At 40.7% G+C, this 25,999-nt stretch carries 20 protein-coding genes; 18 read left to right on the top strand and 2 right to left on the bottom strand.

From position 1 onward, the window contains the following. Positions 1-2: 2 nt before the first annotated feature. From ABD985_RS08760 to ABD985_RS08715, 10 genes are all read left to right on the top strand, one after another. Entirely contained in the window at positions 3-1,802 is a 1,800-nt protein-coding gene (locus ABD985_RS08760) for a DNA/RNA helicase domain-containing protein (protein ID WP_345370980.1), read from the top strand. 159 nt (positions 1,803-1,961) lie between these two features. Then, a complete protein-coding gene (locus ABD985_RS08755; protein ID WP_345370978.1) occupies positions 1,962-4,238 on the top strand; it encodes a S9 family peptidase in 2,277 nt (758 codons plus the stop codon). Between the two features lie 304 nt (positions 4,239-4,542). Further along, positions 4,543-5,706, top strand: a complete 1,164-nt coding sequence (locus ABD985_RS08750; protein WP_345370976.1) for a hypothetical protein — start codon at positions 4,543-4,545, stop codon at positions 5,704-5,706. Between the two features lie 166 nt (positions 5,707-5,872). Continuing rightward, positions 5,873-6,889, top strand: a complete 1,017-nt coding sequence (locus tag ABD985_RS08745; RefSeq protein WP_345370974.1) for a helix-turn-helix transcriptional regulator — start codon at positions 5,873-5,875, stop codon at positions 6,887-6,889. A gap of 40 nt (positions 6,890-6,929) precedes the next feature. Next, positions 6,930-7,547 carry a 3'-5' exonuclease gene (locus tag ABD985_RS08740; RefSeq protein ID WP_345370972.1) on the top strand — a complete coding sequence of 206 codons (618 nt, stop codon included), beginning with the start codon at positions 6,930-6,932 and terminating at the stop codon, positions 7,545-7,547. A 190-nt stretch (positions 7,548-7,737) separates the two neighbouring features. Continuing rightward, the gene (locus ABD985_RS08735) at positions 7,738-8,604 is read left to right on the top strand and encodes a hypothetical protein (RefSeq protein WP_345370971.1); all 867 of its coding nucleotides are present in this window, start codon (positions 7,738-7,740) and stop codon (positions 8,602-8,604) included. A gap of 345 nt (positions 8,605-8,949) precedes the next feature. After that, positions 8,950-9,510: a hypothetical protein gene (locus ABD985_RS08730; RefSeq protein WP_345370969.1), complete on the top strand. Its 561-nt coding sequence runs from the start codon at positions 8,950-8,952 to the stop codon at positions 9,508-9,510. Between the two features lie 18 nt (positions 9,511-9,528). Further along, positions 9,529-11,022 carry a hypothetical protein gene (locus tag ABD985_RS08725; RefSeq protein WP_345370967.1) on the top strand — a complete coding sequence of 498 codons (1,494 nt, stop codon included), beginning with the start codon at positions 9,529-9,531 and terminating at the stop codon, positions 11,020-11,022. Then, positions 10,997-11,680 carry a hypothetical protein gene (locus ABD985_RS08720; protein WP_345370966.1) on the top strand — a complete coding sequence of 228 codons (684 nt, stop codon included), beginning with the start codon at positions 10,997-10,999 and terminating at the stop codon, positions 11,678-11,680. Before ABD985_RS08725 ends, ABD985_RS08720 begins: the two co-directional genes overlap by 26 nt. A 188-nt stretch (positions 11,681-11,868) precedes the next feature. Further along, positions 11,869-12,198 (top strand): Mpo1-like protein, encoded by a 330-nt coding sequence (locus ABD985_RS08715; RefSeq protein WP_345370965.1) that lies wholly within the window; start codon positions 11,869-11,871, stop codon positions 12,196-12,198. A 183-nt stretch (positions 12,199-12,381) separates the two neighbouring features. Here ABD985_RS08715 and ABD985_RS08710 read toward each other — a convergent pair whose 3' ends face one another. Together ABD985_RS08710 and ABD985_RS08705 are read right to left on the bottom strand one after the other, a co-directional pair. After that, a complete protein-coding gene (locus ABD985_RS08710; RefSeq protein WP_345370964.1) occupies positions 12,382-13,764 on the bottom strand; it encodes a SpoIIE family protein phosphatase in 1,383 nt (460 codons plus the stop codon). An 83-nt stretch (positions 13,765-13,847) separates the two neighbouring features. After that, positions 13,848-15,557: a sensor histidine kinase gene (locus tag ABD985_RS08705; protein ID WP_345370962.1), complete on the bottom strand. Its 1,710-nt coding sequence runs from the start codon at positions 15,555-15,557 to the stop codon at positions 13,848-13,850. 458 nt (positions 15,558-16,015) lie between these two features. Here ABD985_RS08705 and ABD985_RS08700 point away from each other — a divergent pair, with 458 nt between their 5' ends. The 8 genes from ABD985_RS08700 to ABD985_RS08665 all read left to right on the top strand — a co-directional run bounded on the left by ABD985_RS08700 (position 16,016) and on the right by ABD985_RS08665 (position 25,946). After that, positions 16,016-18,295 carry a molybdopterin oxidoreductase family protein gene (locus ABD985_RS08700; protein ID WP_345370960.1) on the top strand — a complete coding sequence of 760 codons (2,280 nt, stop codon included), beginning with the start codon at positions 16,016-16,018 and terminating at the stop codon, positions 18,293-18,295. A gap of 52 nt (positions 18,296-18,347) precedes the next feature. After that, entirely contained in the window at positions 18,348-19,052 is a 705-nt protein-coding gene (locus ABD985_RS08695; RefSeq protein WP_345370959.1) for a hypothetical protein, read from the top strand. Continuing rightward, positions 19,049-19,237 carry a hypothetical protein gene (locus ABD985_RS08690; protein ID WP_345370958.1) on the top strand — a complete coding sequence of 63 codons (189 nt, stop codon included), beginning with the start codon at positions 19,049-19,051 and terminating at the stop codon, positions 19,235-19,237. Before ABD985_RS08695 ends, ABD985_RS08690 begins: the two co-directional genes overlap by 4 nt. Positions 19,238-19,358: 121 nt before the next feature. Further along, positions 19,359-20,660: an alginate export family protein gene (locus ABD985_RS08685; protein ID WP_345370957.1), complete on the top strand. Its 1,302-nt coding sequence runs from the start codon at positions 19,359-19,361 to the stop codon at positions 20,658-20,660. Between the two features lie 144 nt (positions 20,661-20,804). Next, positions 20,805-22,748, top strand: coding sequence for a GTP-binding protein (locus tag ABD985_RS08680; protein WP_345370955.1), 1,944 nt, complete (start codon positions 20,805-20,807; stop codon positions 22,746-22,748). A gap of 128 nt (positions 22,749-22,876) precedes the next feature. Then, the gene (locus tag ABD985_RS08675) at positions 22,877-23,497 is read left to right on the top strand and encodes a 3'-5' exonuclease (protein ID WP_345370953.1); all 621 of its coding nucleotides are present in this window, start codon (positions 22,877-22,879) and stop codon (positions 23,495-23,497) included. Positions 23,498-23,926: 429 nt separating this feature from the next. Beyond that, entirely contained in the window at positions 23,927-25,357 is a 1,431-nt protein-coding gene (locus ABD985_RS08670; RefSeq protein WP_345370951.1) for a hypothetical protein, read from the top strand. 361 nt (positions 25,358-25,718) lie between these two features. Further along, complete coding sequence (locus ABD985_RS08665; RefSeq protein ID WP_345370950.1) at positions 25,719-25,946, top strand: hypothetical protein; 228 nt, start codon at positions 25,719-25,721, stop codon at positions 25,944-25,946. The last annotated feature ends 53 nt before the right edge of the window (positions 25,947-25,999 follow it).

Here is a 25,999-nt window from a genome sequence, read left to right as displayed (position 1 = left end):
TCATGAGCAATACCAATCAATCCTTCACGCCAGTGATTTATTCCATTCAAGAACTTCTATCCCTTTCCTTAGTGGACTTTGGAATGGCTTTAGCGAAACAGTTTGAGGAACGAAAAGGAGAGCGTCCAGATCGGGAAGAAAAGGTGAAATGGCTAAAGACCTATGAGTTACTGCAGAAGGTGTTGCCGACATTCAAGGAGATTCCAGCGGAACTTGTTTTTGGATATGAGCTTCCGGGGGAAGAAGGAAGAAGTCCAGACTTAATTTTGTTGATAGAAAATCAGCTTCTAGTGATAGAAATTCAATCGACTCATGAGACCAGAAAAGGAGAGCAGATAGAGAGTACACATTATCTTCGTGATCTTCAGGCATATCATACCGCTTCGGGTGAGTTAGAGATTACATCATTACGTATTCTGGCGGATGCCAAGAAAGCACAACGGTCGGTAAATGGTATTGAGCAATTGACGGATGCAGGATTTAAATCGTATTTATCTTCTTTATTTAAAAGGTATAAAGAGTCTCCTATTGTGTCTGCTGATACTTGGGCGAAGGCTTCTTATCAGGCATTACCAGACTTAAGGGAGGCCGCAAAAACCTTGTTTGAACAGCAAGAACTTCCGGTCATGGAGAAGGCAAAAGAAGCGAAATTGCCGGAAACGATGCGTTTTTTGAAAGAGACTATTGTGTCTGTAGCTAATGCAAAAAAACATCAATTAATATTTTTGACGGGAGCACCCGGTACCGGAAAGACAGTGGCAGGGTTGCAATTGGCGCAAACGCTGGACAATCCACTTTACCTTACAGCTAACACTGCTTTTGCAGAAGTTATTCAGGAGACCACTAGTCAATATTTTGTGCAAAATCTTCATCAGTTTTTAAGTGAGAATTCTACGGTAAATACTCCTGTGATTATCGTGGACGAAGCCCAACGTGTATGGGATACTTCTACCGTAAGTGCGCAAGGAGGAGCAGAGCAATCTGAGGCTTCCGCCTTGCTTTCTATAGGAGCGAAGAACACCTGGAGTATAATTGTATGCCTCGTAGGGGAAGGGCAGGAAATTTATTTGGGAGAGGAAAAAGGGTTAAGCTTGTGGGAAGAGGCCTTGGAAAGTAGCTCAACACAATGGGATGTGCTAGTGCCACCTCATTGGGAAAGTCGTTTTACTTATCCACATCAAATAGACCCTTTGTTGCATTTGACGACTTCCATGAGAACTCATTTAGCGAATGACTTACAAGCTTGGGTAGATGCTTTATTGGAAGGAGATTTAGCTTTATGTGCTACCTTGTCTGATCAGCTTAACCAAAAGGGTTTTCATATCGATTTGACTCGCAGAATGTCCGTAGCAAAACAGCATATTCAACATATCTATTCCAAGGCTAAGGAGAAACGTTATGGTATTCTATCGACTTCTCATGATCGTTTGCTACAAGAGACCGACTTAACGTTAACCGAAGATATTGCTGCTTTTTATAATACCTCTCCTGCAGACACTCATTCATGTTGTCAGCTTAAGGAGTATGTGACGGAGTTTGAGTGTCAGGGGCTTGACCTGGATTATACAATGGTATGCTGGGGTGATGATTTAGTATGGAACGGGGACCGCTGGATAGAGTTGTATCACCGTAAAGAAGCAGATCAGTCCATTCGTCTTCGCAAGAATGCCTATAGGGTGTTACTCAGTAGGGCTAGAGATGGTATGATGCTGTATGTACCGGAAGGGCTGGCTTTGGATAAGACGTATGAAGTGCTGAAAGAGGCGGTAGGGGCGACTCCATGTGGTCGCCCAAAAAAGTAGGAGTATTCCCCATGTGGTTGTATGGTAAATGCAATAGGCCTAAATGATATAAGCATTTAATGAAATTAATTAGTAAACTGCTGCCCTTTATCGCTTTTTTAATTAATAACTGCTGGGAAGTAGACAGAACTTCCGGTAGGAAGAACCAATCATATACCAATGAAACTAATAAACAGAACGATGACAACCCTCTTGGCTTGCCTGATGGTCTTAGGCCTGAATGCCCAAGAGAGGGGGATTACGATTGACCAACTTTTTCACGATTATGAGTTGCAGAGCGAGAGGGCTCCCAAGTTACAGTGGATGCAAGGGGGAGATCGTTATACGCTATGGGAAAAAGGAACAGAGGGGTATGACTTGATACAGTATCATACCGAAAAACAAACCTCTAAGGTGTTGATTGAAGCCAAAGAATTAATTCCTCAAGGAGAGGAGAAGCCCCTGAGGATAGAGCAGTATAGCTGGTCAGCAGATGAGCGTAAGGTATTGCTGTTTACCAATTCCAAAAGAGTATGGAGAAGTAATACCAAAGGCGATTATTATGTATTTGACCTGGATAGCAGACGGTTGAAGCAGCTTGGAAAAGCGTTGCCGTCTTCTTCCTTGATGTTTGCGAAATTCTCCCCAGACAACAGTCAGGTAGCTTATGTTTCTGATTTTAATTTATATGTAGAGGATTACCGTAATGGGGAAATTCGTCAGTTAACGACAGATGGAACGAGTAAGGTGATCAACGGTACCTTTGATTGGGCTTATGAGGAGGAACTGGCTTGTAGGGATGGTTTCCGCTGGAGTCCTGACGGAAAGAAGATTGCTTTTTGGCAGATTGATGCTTCTAATACCAAGACGTTTTATATGATTAATAATACGGATAGTATTTACGCAAGTCTGATTCCTTTACAGTATCCAAAAGTAGGGGAAGCTCCCTCTGCAGCAAAGGTAGGTACCGTTACGGTCGAAAGTGCAGAGATACAGTGGGTAGATCTTCCGGGAGACCCATCCCAGCATTATTTGCCCAGAATGCAATGGCATGAAAACGATTTACTAATCACACAATTAAACAGAAAGCAGAATACCTTGAAGCTGTGGAGAAAGAAAGAAGGAGCGCAACCTACTTTACTCTATACGGAAAAAGATCAGGCATGGGTAGATGTGATTCACACCGACTTGACGGCTTCTTGGGTGGTGGATGATATGCCTGTGGTAGACAAGGGACAAGCGGTACTGAAAACTAATGAAACCGATGGATGGAGACATTTGTACAAAATCAATCTGAACGATGGCGCTCAGACATTATTTTCTCCGGGGGAATATGACTTGGCTCGTATGTATACGATGGATCAAAAGCAAAAATACATGTATGTGAATGCTTCTCCTAAGAATAATACACAGCGTTATTTATACCGTTTGTCTTTGGATGGAAAGGGAACATTGAAGCGTATGACCCCTGCTGCTTATGAGGGAGTAAACGTATATAACGTATCTCCTAATGGTAAATATGCGGTGCATACCCATACCAGTGCCAATAGTCCTGCGACGATACAACTGATCCGTACGAAAGATCATCGATCGATTGCTAACTTGGTGGATAATAATGAACTGAAAGAGAAATTAATAGCGCTGAAAATGCCAAAAGCAACCTTCTTTAAAGTGACTACAGAAGAAGGTATAGAAATGGATGGTAGAATAGTAAAACCAGTAGATTTTGACCCTAATAAAAAGTACCCGGTGCTTTTCTATGTCTATGGAGAACCTTGGGGACAGACGGCGGTGGATGATTGGTCTATGCGTTCTTTATGGGAGCGCATGCTGGTACAAAAAGGCTATATCGCTATTACAATGGACAATCGTGGTACTCCTACCCTCAAAGGAAGGGAGTGGCGAAAAAGCATTTATCGTAAAGTAGGGATTCTTAATGCCAGAGATCAGGCTATGGCCGCTAAGGAAGTTCTGAAATGGGATTTTATTGATGAGGACCGTGTGGCCGTTTGGGGCTGGAGTGGTGGAGGTTCCATGACATTGAACCTCATGTTTCAATACCCTGAAATCTATAAAACAGGGATGTCTATTGCACCGGTGGCTAACCAGCTGACGTATGACAATATCTATCAGGAACGTTATATGGGATTGCCGTCTGAGAATAAGGAAGACTTTATAGCAGGTTCTCCAGTGACTCACGCCAAAGGACTTCAAGGAAATCTCTTACTGGTACACGGAACGGGAGATGATAATGTGCATTATCAAAATGCTGAAATGGTAATCAATGAGTTGATTAAGCATAATAAACAGTTTCAAATGATGGCTTACCCTAATCGCTCTCATGGGATTTGGGAAGGTGCCAATACTAGCAGACACTTATTTACGCTCCTGACACAGTATTTGGAGAATCATGTGAAAGCAGGTGGAGTAGAACGTCCTGAAGCTATGAAAAATTAAAAATATAAATCAATTATTCTTCTTTGAAGGTATCCATTTGGATACCTTTTTTTATGCATATATCCTTTGGAATTTACCAATAAACCATGATGGAGTCCTTCCCTGTTTATTGTGATTTTTATGGATAACATTACACAAGTCTTTATTCAATTTAACATTGAATTCTTTTATCGGTATCCTTATGAAAAGCAAATTATTCCAATCCAATTTGCAAAATACACACTATCAATATTATACAAATAACTATCAAACGCCCATAGACGTATTCCAAACAAGCTCTTAGGGTAAAAAATTATCCGATAAAATGAAAATGAGACATGTAATGTATCGCCTTTTAAAAGGCGCCGTTTTGTTATGCTTTTTACTTTTTGTGGGAAAGCAAAGTCTACAAGCCCAAAAAGGAGCTGACTTGGCCGCTGAACTTTCCTCTTCTGCAGGTCCTTTTACCTTAGGTACAATTGATGGGCCAGATGGGGATACCGCTCCAGGTAACGATATTCCTACAGGTGATTATTGGGAAGGAGTAGGAGATATAACGATCACAGATAAGAATATAACGCTTGCTGCAACTGGAACTATTATCATAAATGGAGACCTCATATTGGATGGCAGTACAAATTTCACAAATGGAGGAAGACTGATTGTCATTGGAGATCTAATCGTGACAGGAACGGCTAATTTGGCATCCTCTAATATGTTGGTAGTATTTGGAGATGTAGATATACAACATACGGGTTCTGTTTCGGGTGCTAGTGTTGTGGGAGGAGATGTGAAAGGGACAACACCTTCCGGATATAATTACTCAAAGGGTAAAGGAAATCTGGATGATTATGAAACTGATGCCGTAGCGGCAGATTTGAGAACAGTGGTCGATCAAGTCAATAACCGTTATATTACTTTCGGCGCTTTACCGGTAGAGTTACTTTATTTCAATGCGAATCGAAAAAATAGCAACATTGAACTGGAGTGGGAAACCACTTATGAGGAGAATAATGATTTTTTCGTCATACAGCGTTCTATTGATGCGAAAGAGTATGTCTCCTTGGATACCATCCATGGTTTAAAAAAAGGGGTGTATGATTATGGGCAGGTATATCAATTTGTAGATCGGGATGCCCCTATGGGAATCGTATATTATAGACTTAAGCAGATGGATATCGATAGGAAGTTTGAATATTATAATGTAATAGTTAATCCTGCGGCACAACAAAGAGGAGTGAATATGGAGATTTATGGAAGTGATCCTTTTGTAGACACCCCTTTTAGGATACAGTTTTATTCTCCTATTACTCAGCAAATCTATCTGATGATCGTCAACTCCAAGGGAATGATGACCTATGAGAAGCGAATAACAATTTCTGGTGGGTATACCTCTCTTCTTATCCCTGAGCTTTCCATAGAGAAAGGATTATCATTACTATCCTTAATCACTGCTCACAAAAAACAAGTAGTAAAAATCGTCCGTTAGTTGTTCATAGTGTTTAGTTGTTTTATTTTTTTTCAACTAAACAACATGAACGAGCGAAGCTCAATTAAACATCATGAACAAAAAAAACACAACTGTGCATTTAGATTGCATAGTTGTGTTTTTTATTTGTGTATAGTTGATCGTTTAACCATAAACAAAAGAGAAAATGGCCACCAATAAACACGCAATTATTCGCTATAAAACGTTAGATCGTTGCTTTAGAAATACAGGAAGAAAGTACTTTTTGGAAGACCTGCTGACGGAGTGTAATAGTGCATTACAAGAATTTACTGGCAATGGTGTGGATATTAAGAGAAGGCAACTATTCAATGATCTGACCTATATGGAAAGTGATCAGGGGTGGTCAGCAGATATTGATCGTATACGGGAAGGCCGCAAAACATATTATCGTTACAAGGATCCCAGTTTTTCTATTGATAACCAACCCATGACGGAGTTGGAGGTAGCCCACTTAAAAGAAACTTTACAATCCCTGAACTTGATGAAGGGACTGCCACAATTTGACTGGTTACAGGAAACGGTTACTCGCCTGCATGCCAATATGGGAATACAGGAAAAGCAGGAGCAGGAGGTGATGTCTTTCCAACAAAATCCTTTTCTGACCGGATTGGAATATCTGGAAGAGGCATATAATGCTATTATTTACAAAAAGGTATTACAGGTGACCTACCAGAGTTACAAGAAAGAGGGAAGTGAATATTTTGAGATTCATCCTTATCACCTGAAACAATATAATAACCGATGGTTCTTGTTGGGCTATAACCCTAAATACGATGCTTTGACAAATATAGCACTAGACCGTATTGTGGCTATGGAGACTTGCAGTTTACCCTATATTGAGAATACCCAATATAATTTCCAGGAGTATTTTGAAGATGTAGTAGGAGTTACCCGAAATGAAAAAGAGGGCCCTCAAAAAGTATTATTAAAAATAGAGAAAGGGCTTTGGCCTTACATTCAGTCCAAACCTATTCACGGTTCACAGCGTAAAGTGGAAGAAACAGAGAAGTTTGTGACAATTTCTTTGGAAGTCGTACTGAACTATGAGCTGCAAAGCTTATTGATGACTTATGCCCATGGTATGCAAGTATTAGCTCCAATGTCTTTGGCAGAAGACCTTAAGGAACGGGCGATGGCTATCTTGCAAAATCAAGGAACGTAAGGAGGACGTAATTCATTTACGTTCTGTTGCCTTATATTGCATGGACAAATCACCGCATAATAAGAAGCAAATGGGTAATATTTTATTTTTCGATACAGAGACGAATGGCTTGCCGAGGAGTTATCACGCTAAATGGTCAGATGTTAGTAATTGGCCTAGAGTCGTACAGTTAGGGTTTTTGTTAACTGATACAGAAGGGAATACGATTCAAGAGTATCAGGCTATTATACAACCTGATGGGTGGGAGATTCCTATTGAGGCGAGTCGTATACATGGTATTTCCCAGGAAGTAGCAGAAGCGGAAGGTGTGCCCATGTTTCAGGCGGTGGCAGTTTTTGAAGAAGCGTTGGAGCAAGCAGACCTATTGGTAGCGCATAATATTAAGTTTGACCTACCTATAATGGGCGCAGAATTTTATCGAGAAGAAAAGCTTTTACATGTCCCTGATACATTTTGTACTATGCTCGGTAGTACCGATTATGTAGGGATATGGAATGAGTATTATGGGGGATATAAGTGGCCAAAACTAGAAGAACTTTACTGGAAATTGTTTGAGGAACCCTTTGAAGGAGCACATGATGCCTTGGCAGATGTAAAAGCAACAGCTGCTTGCTATTTTAAGCTTAAGGAAAAAGGTATCTTTGTGTTTGAAGGATAGAGTAAGGGCGCCCCCAATGCTGTCAATTTAAGCTGAAAGTAAAAAGGTAGAAACTGGTCGTAGGGTCGACCACGTCATGTAATGATACGACCTGAAGCGGGTTTGCACTACGCTTTCTACAAGTAGGTAACATTCAACTAAACATTATGAACGAGCGAAGCTCAATTAAACACCTTGAACAAATAACAAAATGGCTATTTTTTTAACCCCTTCTCAACACATTAAATGGTTGGAGCGATTGATTCGTGAAAGTGAAGAAGAGCTGGTCATGGTAGTTCATGATCTGAAAGCACTAAGGGATTGTATGAGCATCTTGCAGGAGATCGATCAACAAGGGGTAGAACAAACGATTATTTATCAACAATCAGGAATCCTATCGGAGGAACTGAAGGATTTCTGGGAACTGAAGCATCTGACTTTATTGAAACATGCCAGCTTGCAGGAGTATAGTTATTTTAATAACAAATTATTACTAAGGGGAGTGTTGGACAGTGAAGGCAGTGTTTTATACCACTCTACGGATCTGGAAGGGACTTTGGCAGATTATATTACGACGTTTACTGATTTTACAGAGAGCTTCCAAAATGCATTGGAGCAGGCTTCTTTGATTAAACGCTCGACACGGTTGCATCATGCGATCCCATACCAAGATGGAGAGGAGCAGGCCATGGTTTACTGTGAAGCGCTATTGCCTCATTTTCCAAATAAGCTATTTTATCCACTGTTTTCTGAAGAAGGAGAGTGGGTAGCTCAATGTGAAGGCTATGCGGAAGGCATTGATATCTTGTTAGAGAAAGAACGTTTAGGAGTGACTTTTCAGGGAACAGAAGAAAAACGACAGGCCCTATATCGTTATTGGATGATAGACAATGATCCATTAGAGTTTAGAGGATTTAAGCAGTATTGGCAGCACCCGAACGCACCTTTATATCTCTATCGCAATTATGAATTTGATTGGGATAGCCTGATCGCTTCCGGGATGTTTTACAAGAAAATCCAGCAAGGTGCTGACTGGATCGTTGAAAAAGTCGATAAAATTATACCTTATCTTTCTTGAGGTAAAAGGTAAAAGGTAAAAGGTAAAAGTGATCATGTGTGATGGCTTTTACCTTTTACCTTTTACTTTCTCCCTTAACCTGTCTAATCTCTCCGAATAATTGTCTTGTTATGGGAAGGAATACGATTAAATAAATAATTTCCGTAATTTTCCCATTGGTAGGAACTTTAAACTGAACCTTATAATTTTCGCTTTTAAGCGATAAGCGATAAGCGATAAGCGATAAGCGATAAGCGATAAGCGATAAGCGATAAGCGATAAGCGATAAGCGATAAGCGATAAGCGATAAGCGATAAGCGATAAGCGATAAGCAGTGACAATTATTTTTTAGACAATATTTTTTGAATGAAAACAAGATATATTTTTCATGGGGTATTGAGTGTTCTAATAGCCGTTATGGCCTTTCTTGTACAGGCATGTTCTTTGGAAGCTGTATTGCCGGATGTTTGTGAAAATCAGGAATTCACTTTGGAAAGAGAGAACTACACGGCAGGGCAATTGCCTTTGAACGGGTACTATTATAGTGAGAATGATACGAGTACAGCTGTAGATGTTGTGTATCTATATGGCAATGGAGTAGTTTACTATTATGGGGAAGTAACCGATGCGGCTGATATTGTACGTAATGGGAATTGGATTCCGGAGTTACCACAGAATTATCAGACAAACCCGATTGACTGGGGACTTTTTCAGGTAAATAATGAACAATTGGATATTCAAACTTGGTATCCGGGACTATGTGGAGCTTTTGTCTTAGAGTTGAAAGGAGCCGTAGTGAAGGATTCTCTTTTTAAAATTACGACTTATATAGAACAAGGTGTTCCTTTTCCTTTGGAGAAAGAACATTATTACTATTTTCGGGAGAGTAATTTTAAACCGGATAGTATTAACCTTTTTATAAACTGATAGGCTTTTTTTGAACGAATGAAAACAAACTATTACCTGCTGCTTTTCTTGACTTTGTGGATGACTTCTTGTGCTCTGTTCAAGGAGCCTGAGGAAGAGTTCATACCCATAGAGGATTATCTACAAATTAACCAGAGTAGTGATGAGCTTGTCCGTGGGATCAATGACTTGACCTTTTTAAACAATAGTCCAGATTCTATACAGTCGTTTGAATGCTTTTTGAATGGAGAACTGATTTACCGTTCAGACTTTCAGGAAAGTGAGTATAATGTTCGCTTTGATACGTTCAATTATCCGAATGGAAGCTACGAGTTGGTAGCAATATTGACTACAATTAATGGAGAAGTATCCAAGGAGATTCTGGGTATGAACATCCACAACTATCAATTGGACTTTTCATTTGCTCCCGATTATTTTAGAACGGCAGAACAGGCATTTCTATTGGTTACGGATGAGCAAGGAACACTACAGTATATAGAGCCTGTGGTGAATGGAGGGCAGTATCATTTCAAGGATTATAATGGTGCAATTGACGAAACATTTCTTGTCCATGTTTTTTATGGGAATCAGTTACATTCTTATTATGCCAATGCTTCTTTGTCAAGCTGGAATTGGGTCAATCAGGAAGAAGAGCTCTTAGAGGAGACAGATTCTTTGGGAACGGTGATGGTAGAAATGGACCTTCATCCGCATATTCCCAAAGCTTTTTTTGGAACAGTTTCCGGAAGTGATTCTACGTTTCATGAGGTTGAGATAGTGCAGGATACGTTGCATTCTTTAGCGATGGAGGTCGTGAAGAATCATAGTAACTTGTATTTGTCCTATGAAGTGGAAGATACGGTATTTGTAGCCCTAAAAGCGGCACAACAGCCAGGGGATACGGTACGTTTGTCTTTGGATGACTTCACAGCTTATTCAAAGCATCAAATTTCAATTTCAGAAACCAATAGTTTTCAGTATAGATTGATGGATAATGAGTCGAGACACCTTTTAACTAAAGGGAGTACGAATACTTCATCAATAACGACTTATACCCCCGATCAGCATTGGGAGAACTTCTATTTTACAGGAACGGATACAGGAGCACAATTTAATAGAACTTATGAGCATTGGGGGACAGTATTGCCAAGTGACATTGTATGGAATACGCATACATTTGAATATACAGTACAGTCTGATGCCCTATCCTTTCAACAGGAGTCTTCGGCTTCTTGGGCCGAGATCTCATTGGAAGGAGGAACAGGAACACAAAAGCGTTTCTGGACACTTCATTTACCTGCCGAATCACTAAGTATTAAAGTCCCTAAGTTGCCTAATGAAGTATTGCCTAACTTTTTATATGGTCGATATGAAGTCAAAGAAGTAACCTGGAAAACACCCGGGACAGTGAAGGGATATGAAGAGTACTTGTCTCGATTATCTTCAGGAGCCTTGAAAAAAGGAATGGAGAACAAGACTTATGAAACGATAGTAATGCGTATTGAAAATGAAGAAGACAATGAGGGGGAATAATATAGTTTTAATGATGGTATTGATGGGACTACTGATGGCGTGTGGCTCCCAAGATACAGTGGAACCTATAGATTATTACTTTACGGCCACTTTGGATACCACTAAGGTAGCTTATCATGTAAAGCAAAATACGGTATTGCAGCAAGGAAAAAAGACGGAAGAAACTTCCTTTGGGTTTTATAGCTGTTTTGAGGATGGTATATTACTCACTTCTTCGGAACGTTTTGAGATAGAGGTAGGTGCCTCTGCCAAGACAGACGGAGATCTATTGAGACTGGATCAAGTCGATTATTTATTTAGGGAAACAAAGCTGGATTTTGCTCAAGTGAGTATGAATACTAAGGTCGAGAGTTGTGAACGATTGGTGCAAATGGGGATTCGATTGACCGTAAGAGACAAGGAGAATGACACATTCTATTCGACAGCTTTTGCACCTCAATCAGTGGACAGTACCTATTTTTTCGTCAATGACTTTTATAAAGAAATTGATCTTTCCAATGAGAAAGTAGGTGTCGATATTCATTCCGCTTACTACGTATTGAAAAGTACTTTTGCTTGTCGTTTGTATAAAGAAGGAGATCCATCACAATGGATTGACTTGAAAGAAGGGAGACTATTCTTGCCAATAGGAGCGATATCCATCAATAGTACTCAATAAACTGTTCATATTGTTTAAGTGAGCTTCGCTCGTTCATGATGTTTAGTTGAAATCTAACATTAAGTTATTAAACCTCAATAACTTCGTATTGAGGTTTAACAACAATAACTAAACAATATGAACGAGCGAAGCTCAACTAAACAACATCAACAAAACTGTATGATTCAACCTTAACCAATACAATGATTATGTCATCAAAAGAAATTAAAACATTCGAGGAATTTTACCCTTACTATCTGTCTGAACATCAACATACCACCTCCAGGGTATTACACTTTACGGGAACGTTATTGTTTTTTATAGCTTTGGGGATCGCTATTTATTTTGGATGGACGTGGCAATGGGTATTTCTTCCTGTGATTGGTTATGGTTTTGCGTGGGTAGGACACTTTTTCTTTGAGAAAAATAAGCCAGCAACTTTTCAGTATCCTTTGTGGAGCTTACGATCAGATTTCAAGCTGTTTTTTGAGATTCTGAGAGGAAAAAAGGCCTTTCATGCGGAAAAAGACCATCAGTAGTATTTGTTGAATCGTTGAATTTCACCTTCGGTGAGTTGAATTGAGCTTCGCTCGTTGATTCGAGTTGATAGGTGGTTTGAGGATTTGTATATATTTCAATCAACAGTTCAACTCGAATCAACGAGCGAAGCTCAATTCAACAAGCAGCGTAAGCTGCCTCAACGATTCAACAAAAAGAGCTTATTAGATTCTGAAGCCAAGAATAGCCACATCATCAATCTGTTCTTGCTCAGCCTTCCATCTTTCAAAAGTTACTTCTAAAATTTCCTTTTGCTCTGCTACTGGCAGTGTAAAGATGGAGAAGAGGAATCCTTTCAGGTTTTTCTTCAAAAACTTTTTATTGTTAGGCCCACCTATTTGATCCGCAAAACCATCAGAAGCCAGGTAGATCATATCACCTTTATGTAATGGAATAGAGAGATTGACAAATGGCTTTTCTTTTGGATATATCCCTATAGGTTGTCTATTGCCTTTAATCTCTATTAGGGTATCGCCTGTTTTGGATGCAATCAACTTGATATGTTCTGACGTTTCCGGCAGGGGAGTACCCGCTTTTCGAAGGATAATAGCCGTATTATGCGCACTGGCAAAGTGTAGTAGATTATTTTCTTTTTCAATGATACAGAAAGCGATATCCATACCATCTTGCTGCTCTCCGTTACTACCATTTTGTCCTAGCGAATGCTTCACATTATTTCTTAGTGTTTCTAAGTAGTCTGCAGCATTGCACAAAGGATCAATTTGGTTTAGAAAAGCTACGCCCATCATGCTCATAAAAGCACCCGGGACACCATGGCCTGTACAGTCGGCAACAGTCACAAAAGTACGTTCTTTTGTGCTTTTACTCCAATAAAAGTCACCACTGACAATATCTCTGGGTCTGAAGAAGACAAAGTGATCTTGCAAGTGTTGTTCCAGCTGTTGCTCATCTGGAAGTACTGCTTTCTGAATACGTTGTGCATACTGAATACTATTGAGGATTTTAAGGTTTTTTCGCTCAATTTCTTCTTTTTGCTCATTGACTACCTCCAGTGTTCTGAATAGTTCTTCGTTGGTACTTTGAAGCTCTTCATTAGTGGCCTGTAGTTCCTCGGTACGTTCAATAACCTTGAACTCCAAGTCCCTGTTGAGGCTTTCCAGTTCTTTGTGCTGTAGTTCAATTTGCTTTTTGGCATCGTACTTCTGTATAGCTTCTTTTACGGTAAGCTGTACATCCTCTGGTTCCCATGGTTTGGGAATGTAACGATACAGGTTGGCCGCATTCACCGCACTACCAACAGCTTCGGTATCTGCTTGCCCTGTTAATAATATATTGATGGTGGTATCACAACGTTGATGAATATTCTTCAGGAATTCATCTCCTTTCATCCCCGGCATGATGTAATCCGTGATAACTACAGGAATATCGTACCCATCTTCTTTGAGTTCGTCAAAAACTTCCAGCCCCTCATCCCCACTTTCGGCGGTTTCTATGATAAAATCGCTGCCCAAAACAGTTTTTAGCTGTTTTTTCAGGCCTGTTAGAATGATGCGTTCATCATCTACGCATAATATAGCTCTTTTCATGTTTTGGTCGTTTTTAGCTTGTAGTTAGCCGTTAAGATTGAATTGTTACTCCCTCAACTTCAACTACATTATATGCTTTTGCATTAATTTAGGGGAAGAGTGACGGTAAAGGTGGTGCCTTGTCCTACTTCACTGTCCACTTCAATAGTTCCGTGGTGTTTTTTTATAATTTTACTCACAATATCCAAACCAAGGCCTGTTCCTTCGCCTTGTTTTTTCGTTGTGAAGAATGGGTCGAATATACGATCTTTAATTCTGTCAGGGATTCCCGTACCTGAATCTTTCATGGCGACACTAACAGCCCCTACCTCTTCTCCGGTAACGCCAATCATGGAGGTATTTTTCACGTCAATTGCGATATCTCCTTGATAGTTCATGGCTTGTAATGCATTGTGTAGGAGATTGGTCCATACCTGGTTCAGTTCATCGACATAGCAGGAAATCATTGGTACTTGCTCGAAGTTACGCTGTATGGTCACCCCATGTTTCATTTGGTTTTGATACAAGGTTAAGACCGTTTCCAGGTTATTGATAACCTCTGCAGGGTGCTTGTCCCCTTCCGCATCCCGGTGAGCAAAACTCTTCAAGGCAAAGACCACTTTAGAGGCTTTACTTACCGCTAAGGATACATTATTACTGTCATTAACCAGCGTAGAGAAATGGTAGAGGGAGTTGATCGCCTCTAGTGGACTTTTTGTAGCAAGCAAAGGCTTGATACTATCAAGGTTATATACTTTGGAGTCTATAAGGGTATCGGCCAACGTATCACTCTCTTCCTCTATACCGAGTTCTTCCAAATCAGCTCTCAGCTTTCTTTTCAGTTGTCGCTCCTCTCTGGAGGTTAGGTGTTGGTTTTCTCTTTGACTAACCTCTGTCACGATCGAGAAGAATATGTGAAGTTCTTCTTCTGTGAGTTTCTTTGCTAAGTTAGGGAAGTGTGTACCGCAGACTTGCAGAGAGTCGGAAATATTTTGTATTGAGGCACTGATGGCCCCCAGAGGTGTGTTGATTTCATGGGCAATCCCAGCAATAAGCTGTCCCAGTGAGGCCATCTTTTCTGATTGTACCAATTGGGATTGCGTTGCTTGTAAATTGTTAAGTGTTGCCTGTAGTTCGTGTTTCTGGTCGTTAAGTTCTGCGTTGGTGACGGTTAATTCCTGTGTACGAGCTTCCACGATTTCTTCCAGATTTTCCGTCAAACTCTTGAGTTCATTGTTTGCTTTATCTCTAAGGTTAACGAAGTAAAGGAATAAGCTGACCACCATACCACAAATAATGGACATGTTCAGCGTAAAGAAAAGAGTACTTACCCATGCCTCATGTTGTAATCCATGTTGAGCCCAATAGCTATCAGTTAACCCGGAAAAGATAATCAAGGTAATATAGGCTGCTAGCCAATACCACGAGCTTTTAATCTCTGAAAAGGCGATAGATCCCGTTAGTGAAAATAATGCCCAAAGCATTACTCCTCCAGAAGCAACAAACCCTCCTAGTCCCCATTGGAAGAAGAACGGAAGAAGTAAACTGATCAGAATCTGGAAAAAACGTACGCCTTTGAAGTTCTTGCTAATATGAAAATATAGCAAATTGAAGAAGGACATAATCGTGTAGCCAAAAGGAATCATACCAATGAGGTATTCTCCAAAAGCAAAAGCGATGCCCCCCCAGATTAAACCTCCAACACTCATCATGATGGCTAGACTATTCAATAGCTGCTTCCTGGAGCGCATTTGTATTTCGTCATCAGGAAGTTGCCCTATGGCGATGAGTTGGGAAAATATAGACTGTGACATATGGATGTATGCTAAAAAGTAAAGAAGTCTTAATGTTAAAGTTGAAACTGTAAAGTCCTATGGTTTTAGAGTCCTGGAAGTCATGAAATAGTATAAATTCTCAAGCCCTCCTTGATTAGGCAAATATACTATAAGGTTTTATAAATACCTTTTTTATTAAAGGTAACGAAAAGTTCTGCAGTTCATTGTATTTGAAAATGCATAGGATAATAGTATAACGTACAAGGTACTGATCGTATATACAAAATTGTATTTTAAAGAGTGGACAATCAGTGGACAGGTAAGGAGAATGTTATGAATACTTTTTGTGGTGAAAAACCAAAAAAGGTACACGCTTAAAAGTAGAGGAATATCAAGATCTATTTGAATCACTCTATATTCTACATAGGTAAGGGGCGTGATGGATTGCGTCCGTATCTAATTTATAGTATTCATCCTAAAATAAGCGAAAGAGATCAATGAAAGATAAAAACCTGTCGGATAAGGAAATCCATCAGATCACTCGAAGAAGCTTTATCAAAGTAGCTGGAGGAGCCATTGCTATAGGAGGCCTAACAGCAGGGGGATGGGCTTTAACGGAGCTGATCGTGGATGAAGGTCCCGTGGAGTCTTGGCATAAGTCAGTTTGCCGTTATTGTGGCACCGGATGTGGTGTGATGTTGGGTATGAGCAAAGGAAAGAAACTTATGCGCGTGAGGGGAGATCAGGAGGCGCATAATAAAGGAGTGATTTGTATCAAAGGCTCTACTTTGGATAAGATGCTCGCCAATGAACCTCAACGATTGAAAAAGCCCATGATTCGTAAAAATGGCACATTAGAAGAAGCTAGTTGGGAAGAGGCCATGACGTTGATGACTGAGAAGTTTAAGGGAGCAATTGCTGAGCATGGAGCAGATAGCGTGGCCTTCTATGGATCGGGGCAACTATTAACGGAAGAATCTTACACGGCCAATAAGCTATTTAAAGGTGGCTTTAAAACGAATAATGTCGATGGAAACCCTCGATATTGTATGGCTTCTGCAGCGGTAGGATATACCCAGACGTTTGGAAAGGATGAGCCCCCAGGAGCCTATGAGGATATCGATCATGCCGAGTGTTTTTTCTTGATTGGCTCCAACGCCTATGAGTGCCATCCTCCTTTATTTGAGCGGATGATGGTCAGGAAAAAGGTGAATCCCAATGTACGGATGATTGTTGTGGATCCCCGAAAAACCAAAACGGCAGAACATGCAGATCTACACCTTCCGGTATTGCCTGGGACGGATCTTTTACTATTGAATGCGATGCTCTACACCATGATGAAAACGGACCTTTTTGATGAGGAGTTTATTCGGGAGCATGTCAATTTTAGTGATGGGAAGAACAAGGTTTCCTTTGAGGATTTCAAGAAGTTTCTGGAAGACTATAAACCTGAAAAGGTGGCTCCGGAACTAGGAATATCCGCCCGTGATATTCGAAAGGCCGCTTACATGTTTGGTAATGCTAAAGCAACCATGTCACTGTGGACGATGGGGATTAACCAAAGGATACAAGGCACCTACCTTAATAATACATTGAATAGTATGCACCTTGTCACCGGACATATCAATCGACCGGGAGCAACACCTTTATCGCTGACCGGGCAAAGTAATGCTTGTGGAGGGGTAAGGGATACAGGATCACTTTCTCATATTATCCCGCATGGACGTCTGATTGCCAAGAAAGAGCATCGCAATGAGATGGAAGAGATTTGGGGTATTCCAAAGGATTCCATGAGCCCTAAGCCAGGGTATCATGCGTTGGCATTGTTTCAGGCCATGGTGGATGAAAAGGTGAAGTGCGCTTTGATTATGTGTACTAATCCTGCCCAATCCTCCCCTAATGTAGAGCACTATAAAAAAGGAATGGAAAAGACCTTCTTGGTGGTGGCTGATGTGTTTGAGACAGAAACAACCAAGTTGGCAGATATTGTTCTCCCAGCGGCATTGTACATTGAAAAGCAAGGCGTATATGGACAGACAGAAAGACGTTATCAGTTAATTGAAAAATTATTGGATCCTCCGGGAGAAGCAAAAAGCGACCTTCAAATATTAGTCGATTTTGCAGAGCGAATGGGGTATGGCGATTTTATCAAAGCCAAAACACCGGATGAGGTTTGGGAGGAGTACCGTAAAGTATCGTCTCACAGTAAATATAACTTTGAGGGTATTACTTATGAGCGCCTGAAGAAGGAAAGAGGATTACAATGGCCTTGTCCGTCAACCGATCATCCCGGCACCGTTCGCCGATACACGAAAGGAGATCCTTTTGTACCTGAAGGAAAAGAGCATTACTTCTATGGAAAACCAGATGGTAAGGCTGTGGTTTTTCTACGTACTTATACGCCTAGCAAGGAAAAGGTAACTGACGAGTATCCACTTTATTTAACCACCGGAAGGGTAATCTCCCAGTGGCATACAGGAACGATGACCATGAAGGTGGATGAACTCATGTCTTCCAGTGGTCCTGCCCAGTTGGTAATGCATCCGGAAGATGCCTCTCGTATGAGGTTGAAGGAAGGGGAGACGGTAAAGGTGGAAGCAAGAAGGGGTAATATGAATGCCGTCGTGAAAATCTCTGAGCATGAAACGCCAGGGGTGTTGTTTGCCGCATTTTATGATCCATCTTTCCTAATTAATGGAGTGGTGTCGGACGATCATGATCCTTTTTCTAAGGAGCCAGCTTACAAAGTTACTGCGGTACGAGTAACCAAGGCGTAGATCGCGCAAGATGTATTAAAATGAATTTGATACCCACTATACGTTATAAACTATGGAAACCGTATTAGTCTATATAGCTATTGCATTAGTGCTTTTGGAGGTCATACTATTGTATCGCCTACATGTAAATAGAGGCAGTCTAACCGCTAAGGTCAAGTGGTTGGCATTATTTGCCATTATCATTGTACCTGCGTCGACTTTGTTATTTGCCAATTACCATGTCTTTGAGAGTACGAAAAAGTCGGCTGAATGTATGAGTTGCCACGTGATGGCGGCTATTGGCAATGACATGAAGGGTTGGACAGAAGAAGAGCATAGTATGACATTGGCTGCCCGACATTACCGTAATGGATGGCTACCAGAGGAACAAGAGTGTTATTCTTGTCATAAGGATTATGGATTTCAAGGAACCTTCAAGGCGAAGTTGGATGGTTACCGACATTTGATGCGCTATGTGACGGAAACCTATGAAGAGCCTATTCGCTACCGAGGAGAATTCAATTACATGAATTGCCTAGGATGTCATCAAAACAATCGTTCCTTCACTGAGGTAGAAGAACATGCACCTGTGGTTACCAATATAACAGGAGATAATCCTACAATTAGTTGTTTGAACTGTCACGGTAGGGCACATCCGGAACCTTCTCGTCGTACCCCCGGACATCCAGAGTTTGAGGAATTAAAAATTCCGGTGAAAGATGCTGAAGCACTCCGCTCTTACCTTAAAAAATTTGATACTGAACTGACCAAGAAATGAGACAGATATTTATAGAAAGTTTGTTCGTAATTGTTGGAATGGCCATCGCTATTCCCTATATGATATGGCCTAACCCCTATTTGATGTTTTTATTTGTTTTTGTTGCTCAACCTTGTTTTGCCGTGGCGATGCTTGGAGCGATCTATGAGATCTTTAAGGATTTGAAGTCCAAGGATGTGATTTGATGATGAAGGATGGGCGACCCTTGTGGTCGCCCCAGAGACAAGGGTCGCCCTGTGGGCACTCAGATTAAATGTAAAAAAACTAACTACAATATTGACTGTAAAAACAGACCAACTAAAACCCATGAAAAAATTATTACTAGGAGGATTATTAATACTATTTCCTTTACTCATATTTGCTCAGGAATTTCGTTTGGATGCTGATTATAGGGCACGTTACGAACATCGAAGAGGATGGGGGACGTTACGTCCAGATGCGGATGAGAACGATGCGGCAGCCAACTTCATTTCTCAAAGAGCACGTTTGATTGCTTACTATAAAAGCAAATCTGAAAGACTGGACTTCAAGATGGCTATTCAGGACGTACGGACCTGGGGGGCTACCCCACAGTTGGGTGTTGTTGGAGCTAATCTGGCTTTGCATGAAGCTTGGGCAGCAGTGCACTTGGATAGTAATAGTTTTCTTCGTGTAGGGAGGCAGGAACTCAATTTTGATGATAGTCGATTCTTGGGAAATGTGGATTGGATTATGCCTGCCAGAGCGCATGATGCCATTATGTTTCAGCACAAGAGTTCTTTTTTGTTGCAATTAGGGGCCGCCGTACATACTAATCGTGAAACCTTGTTCAGGGAGCCTTATACTGTTAGTAATTATAAGGCGATGCAATTTATTCGCTTCAAGCAAGAGTTTGACTTCTTCAATTTAATGGTGCTCTTTTTCAATAATGGGCAGGAGATAGCTCCAGCAAACCCATCCAGGAGCGAGTTAGAAACAGTTTATAGTCAAACTTACGGAATACGTTCAGAGTTTAGGTTGGGACTTGTCGATTTGGACGTCAACTTCTATTTACAGGGAGGAAAAGATGCTACCAATACAAAGATCAGGGCATTTAACTTACGACCAGAAGGTAGAATCAATGTAGACGATAATCTAAAGATTGTCGCTGGGTTTGAGTGGTTATCAGGTACTGATACAGAATTTGGCCTTTTGGGAGGAGGACAAGGGATACGTGCAGAAGATAAAAACTATTCTTATTCTCCTTTTTATGGGACAAACCACAAGTTCAATGGATATATGGACTACTTTTATGTAGGGAATCATTTCAATAATGTAGGGTTACAAGATTATTATGGAGGGGTCAATATTAAGGTAGATAAAACGAGTTATTATGGTCGCGTACATTTCTTTGGTAGTTGGGCTGATATGATACAGCAAGGGCAGGAAATCGATCATTATCTAGGAATAGAGATTGATTTGACAGCTAAGTATACCTTGAATGAATGGATTAATTTCCAAGGAGGTGTATCTACCATGATTGCGGATGAGAATATGGAAACCTTGAAAGGAGGGGATGCTGGTAAGTTCAATTACTGGGGATGGGCTATGCTGATTGTGAAGCCGAACCTATTTACTATCAGAAAATAATAGAATAGCTTGGTGAGTTATGAGTTATTGTTTTAAGGATAACTCATAACTCATAATTCCAAAAACTTCCTCCATCATTTTTTCTTCTCACCCAGTATGCATTTTTTTGTGCTTCAACTTTTTAACAAGGGTCAACTTTTAGGAATGGGGAAACAAATCAGAAATATAGGGATTCTTGCTCACGTAGATGCTGGAAAAACAACACTTACGGAAAACTTCTTATATCATACAGGTGCATTGAGGCAGCTCGGCAGTGTAGATCAGGGAACCGCTCAAACAGATTTTTTGGATATTGAAAAGGAAAGAGGGATTTCTGTAAGGGCAGCTTGTACCGCATTGGAGTGGAAAGGAGTACAGATAAACCTAATTGATACGCCCGGACACGTGGACTTTTCAGCAGAGGTTGGTAGGTCATTAAGTGTACTGGATGGTGCTATTTTGTTGGTCTCGGCAGTAGAAGGAGTACAGGCCCATACGGAAACACTTTGGCAGGCTTTGCAGGAACGAAAGATTCCTACCCTTATTATGATTAATAAGATTGATCGGGCTGGAGCAGATGTAGAAGCAGTGACTAAGGCATTAAAGGAAGAGTTAAAAGCTAATGTGGTGGAGTTGCAGATAGCAAAACAGGAAGGAAGCAGTGATGCTACGATAGCATTGGCAGAGAGGGGAGAAATATTTATAGAGGCTTTAGCAACAGAGGATGAAGTGTTAATGGAGCAATATCTCGAAGAGGTGGCAATAACAGAAGAGGCATTAGAAAAATCACTTCAGCAACAAGTTGTAGCAGCAAAGCTCGCTCCTGTTTTTGTAGGATCAGCCAAGCTTTCCTTAGGTATAGAAGAGTTATTGGAGGGAGTCATACGTTACTTACCTTCTCCATTAGCACAAAAAGAGGCGCCTTTTTCAGCCCTTGTTTATGCAATACAGCATGATGTACAAGGAAAAGCAGCTTTGGTCAAGGTACTGAATGGCACAGTGAAGAACAGGGATGTTATACCCAATTCAAAAAGGGAAGTAGAGGAAAAAGTGACGCTGTTACGTAAAGTATATGCCGGAAAAACGGCAGATATTACAGAAGCGGAAGCAGGGGATATTGTGGCCTTATATGGTTTGTCAGCTGCGCAAGTAGGAGATTACTTGGGAGAGACTCCAGAAATACAACCCGATGATATGATTCTTCAGGCTCCTCTATTGACCATACAGGTGAAGCCCAAAGAAGAGAAAGATCTACAGTCCTTGGCGGAGGCCTTGATCGAGTTGGCTGCCGAAGATCCCGCTTTAGAGCTGGAGTGGCTGGCGGAGGAAAGGGAGTTGCACCTGAAAATTATGGGGAAAATACAGATAGAGATCTTGGAAAAAGTATTACTCAGTCGCTTTGGGCTACAGGTTACTTTTGAAGACCCTATTGTGATCTATAAAGAAACTCCTGAAGCAATAGGGGAAGGTTATGTTCGTTATACCATGCCTAAACCATGCTGGGCCGTATGCCGATTCCTAATCGAGCCTTTGGAAAGAGGCGCAGGTGTAGAGTATGAAAGTAAAGTAGGAGTGAATGATGTTGCGCACCGCTATCAACAGGAGGTACAACGAAGTATTCCGTTGGCTTTATCACAAGGAATAAAAGGATGGGAAGTCACGGATGTCAAGATTACTATGATAGAAGGAGAAGATCATGTGATGCACTCCCGTGCCGGAAACTTTGTAACGGCTACTCCTATGGGAATTATGCAGGGATTGGATGAGATCGGAACGACTTTGTTGGAACCTATATTGGCTTTCAAGATTACAGCGCCTGAAGATTTACTGGGAACAGTAAGTAGTGACATTATTCAAATGAGGGGGAGCTTCGGCAGTCCAATGATGGCTGATGGCAAATTTACCTTAGAAGGTAAGGTGCCTATTGCAACCTCTTTGGATTACCCTGTAACCCTTAGCTCAAAATCCGGAGGGAAAGCAAAGATGAGTACAAAACTGCATGGGTATGAGGCCTGTGAGGAATCGTTAGGAGTGGTGCGCCCATTCAAGGGAATCAGCCCACTGGATACGTCTAAGTATATCCTCAAAGCAAGAAATGCCTTACAATAGACATAGGGGGGAAATAATTAGCATTAGAATGATGCCTCAAACAGCGGCAGGATTAACCTGAAACATTATAGCATCATTAAACAGATCAACTCGATTCAACGAGTGAAGCTCAATTCAACTCACCGAAGGTGAAATTCAACGATTCAACAACAAAGGAAATGGAGTTTGTAGCATTAGATTTTGAAACGGCCAACAGGTATAGAAGTAGTGCTTGCCAGGTAGGATTGGCACATTTTAAGGAATGGGAAATCATTCATAGTTCTGGGGATTTGATAGTACCCACACCGGCACATTTTGAGTATATGAATATACAGGTGCACGGCATTCTACCAGAACACGTTGTTGATAAACCTAATTTTGAGGATTATTGGCCTGTATTGCATGGGTTTTTAGAGAATCGCTTGATTGTAGCGCATAATGCATCCTTTGATATTAGTGTATTAAAAAGTACGCTGGATCATTATGGATTGCCTTATCCCAACTTACAGTATGTTTGTACTATGCGTCTAAGCAAGAAATTGTTTCCGCATTTGGAGAACCATAAGCTATCTACCGTGTCCCAGGCTTTTGGTATTGCCTTGGATCACCACGAAGCTGAGAGTGATTCTTTAGCGGCAGGGTGGATTCTGAAGGAAGTGGTAGCGCAGACACAAGCAGAGACCATAGAGGAGGTATTGGAACAATGCGGTTTCCGAATGGGGAAATTATCAGCGAGTGGAGCACACCAATCGTTCGGTGTGAAAAGATAGGGACGACCCTTGTGGTTACCCATCGTATTTTTTGCACAAAAAAATATACCCGTCCATATTCTGGGCGGGCATATATCCCTCAAGGTTGATTTTTTATTAAGATAGGATTTTCTAACGATCAAGGCCCTTTTTTAAAGAGCACATTAGAGAGTCATCACTTTTTCTAGATGAAAAAGTAGGTGTTAGTGTGTTGTTAACCGTTTGATTAACACTTCTAAAGTAGTGATACTTTTTTGATTTACAAATGAAGCAAAAGTAGCCCTTAATCAAGTTAGCCGTCTTTCAGAGAATGCAACCGATTGAAAATATAGATAGCCTTTATTTCTTTATAAATATTAAAAAATGTTAAAAATGAATCTTTTTTAAACATATCAAAAAGTTTATAGTTCTTTGTGGAATTTTATATTTCAATCAAAGTATGAACAGAGGATGAAGCAACAACTACTAATCAGTTTATTAACCTTATTGATCTTGGGCTGTAAGACACAACAGTCTACCGTTCCCACGATTTCAGAAGATGTATCTATCCATTTTGAGCAACTCAAGCAAAAACCTGAACAGCTAAAAGCATTCTTTACCGCTATGCCTAAAGGAGGAGATTTACATCATCACGCCAGTGGTACTCCTTATGCAGAGCAGTTTATCAAATATGCCTTGAAGGATAGCCTGTGGATTAGTAAGGATAACTTTACTTTGTACCCTAATGAGACTGCAGCAAAAGAGAGTGGAGAGCAGACGGTTGAGATCAATGAATTATTGACTAATCAAGTATTGAAGGATAGTTTAATTGACCATTGGTCAGTAAGAAACTATCAACAACATGGACGAGATGGACATGATTGGTTCTTTGCGACCTTCTTAAAGTTTGGAGAAGCCTTTGTTGGACGAGAAGCAGAGCTGTTGTCGGAGACTTGTGCCAAGAACAGTCGGGACAATGTGCAGTACCTGGAGACAATGATCCGTGTAAAGAACCTTCAAGATTCCTTAGCATTATTGACAGCGGATCATCCTTGGGAGAATCTAAAAAGCAATACGGATGAACAGCGTATTGCGGAACTCTATGAAACAATGATGGCCAGTGGTTTGAAAGAACTATCACAGGCTAATGCGGATTCTTTGGACGCTATCTGGTCCAGAGTGGATAAACATGGTATTGAACTGAAGTTCCAGACGTATGGCCTGAGAATATTTGATGACCATAGCTTGACATTTGGACAGTTGGTACTCGGCTTTCATGCAGCATCTCTAACGGATAATTTGTTGGGAGTAAACTTTGTTGCGCCAGAAGACAATCCCAGCGCATTGAAAAACTATACGTTGCATATGAAGATGTTTGACTTTTTGAGAAAGCAATATCCCGATGTACATATAGCACTACATGCAGGAGAACTGGTTGAAGGGAAAGGAGCCGTGACAGCGGAAGACCTGACATTCCATATTGAGGAAGCATTGACGTTGGCAAAAGCGGAGCGTATAGGACACGGCGTAGATTTGCTATCAGAAACGAATAAAGAAGATATTTTATCCTTGATGAAGGAGAATGGAATTGCAGTAGAAATTAACTTATACAGCAATGAAGTGATCTTGGAAACAAGTCCGGATACCCATCCTTTGAATACATACTTAGAGGCAGGAGTACCCGTATGTATCTCTACGGATGATGAAGGAGTTTTACGTTCCAACCTAATTGAGCAATATTTATTATTGACTAAGTATCGCCCAAATATTACCTATCAAGAGGTGAAGACGATCGTTTACAATGGTGTACGCTATTCGTTTTTAGAAAAACAAGACAAGCAACGCTTGATAAAGCAATTGGATGAAAAGTTTGAGACATTCGAGCAAACCATCCAACGGTAAGTTCCCTGTTGAGATGCCCTATATCAAAGTTGAATAAATAACCACGACACTACGAAATCGCTTTGTTGAATCGTTGAATTTCAATACTCCGTATTGAGTTGAATTGAGCTTCGCTCGTTGATTCGAGTTGAACTGTTGTATGAAAACATATAACTATCAATCAACAGTTCAACTCGAATCAACGAGCGAAGCTCAATTCAACGATTCAACGGTTCAACAAAGCTGTTGGGTAGTATAACGGTTAATTATTCAGGGCATCTAAAGTTTGTTGTTAACAAAGGAAATGTAACCACTGACACACAACAAATAGTGCGATGGTATTATAATTACAAATTAGAGCACAAGAAAATATTATAGATAGATGAGATTTATTGATGATTGGCGTCTAATCCTGATGGCATGTTGTACCTTAGGATTGGCTCCATTTTTTCCAGAGCCTCACATTTGGGGAAAGTTACGTTGGATCGCAGGAGGAGCACACGGGATGCAAGCCATGGACTGGTTTGATACCTTGATGCATGGCGCGCCTTGGTTATTGCTGATCGTGTTTTTGGTAAGAAAAATTATGGTACGCAAGAAATCCCAGTAGGGGCTAGCAGGTATAAAGCTAATCTTGACTAAATAATCGTCATACTACCAGCT

Source organism: Algivirga pacifica, from assembly GCF_039543525.1.
GTDB classification, from domain to species: domain Bacteria; phylum Bacteroidota; class Bacteroidia; order Cytophagales; family Flammeovirgaceae; genus Algivirga; species Algivirga pacifica.
Note: the sequence above shows the minus strand (reverse complement) of the source record. Positions and strands in the feature narration are given on the sequence as shown.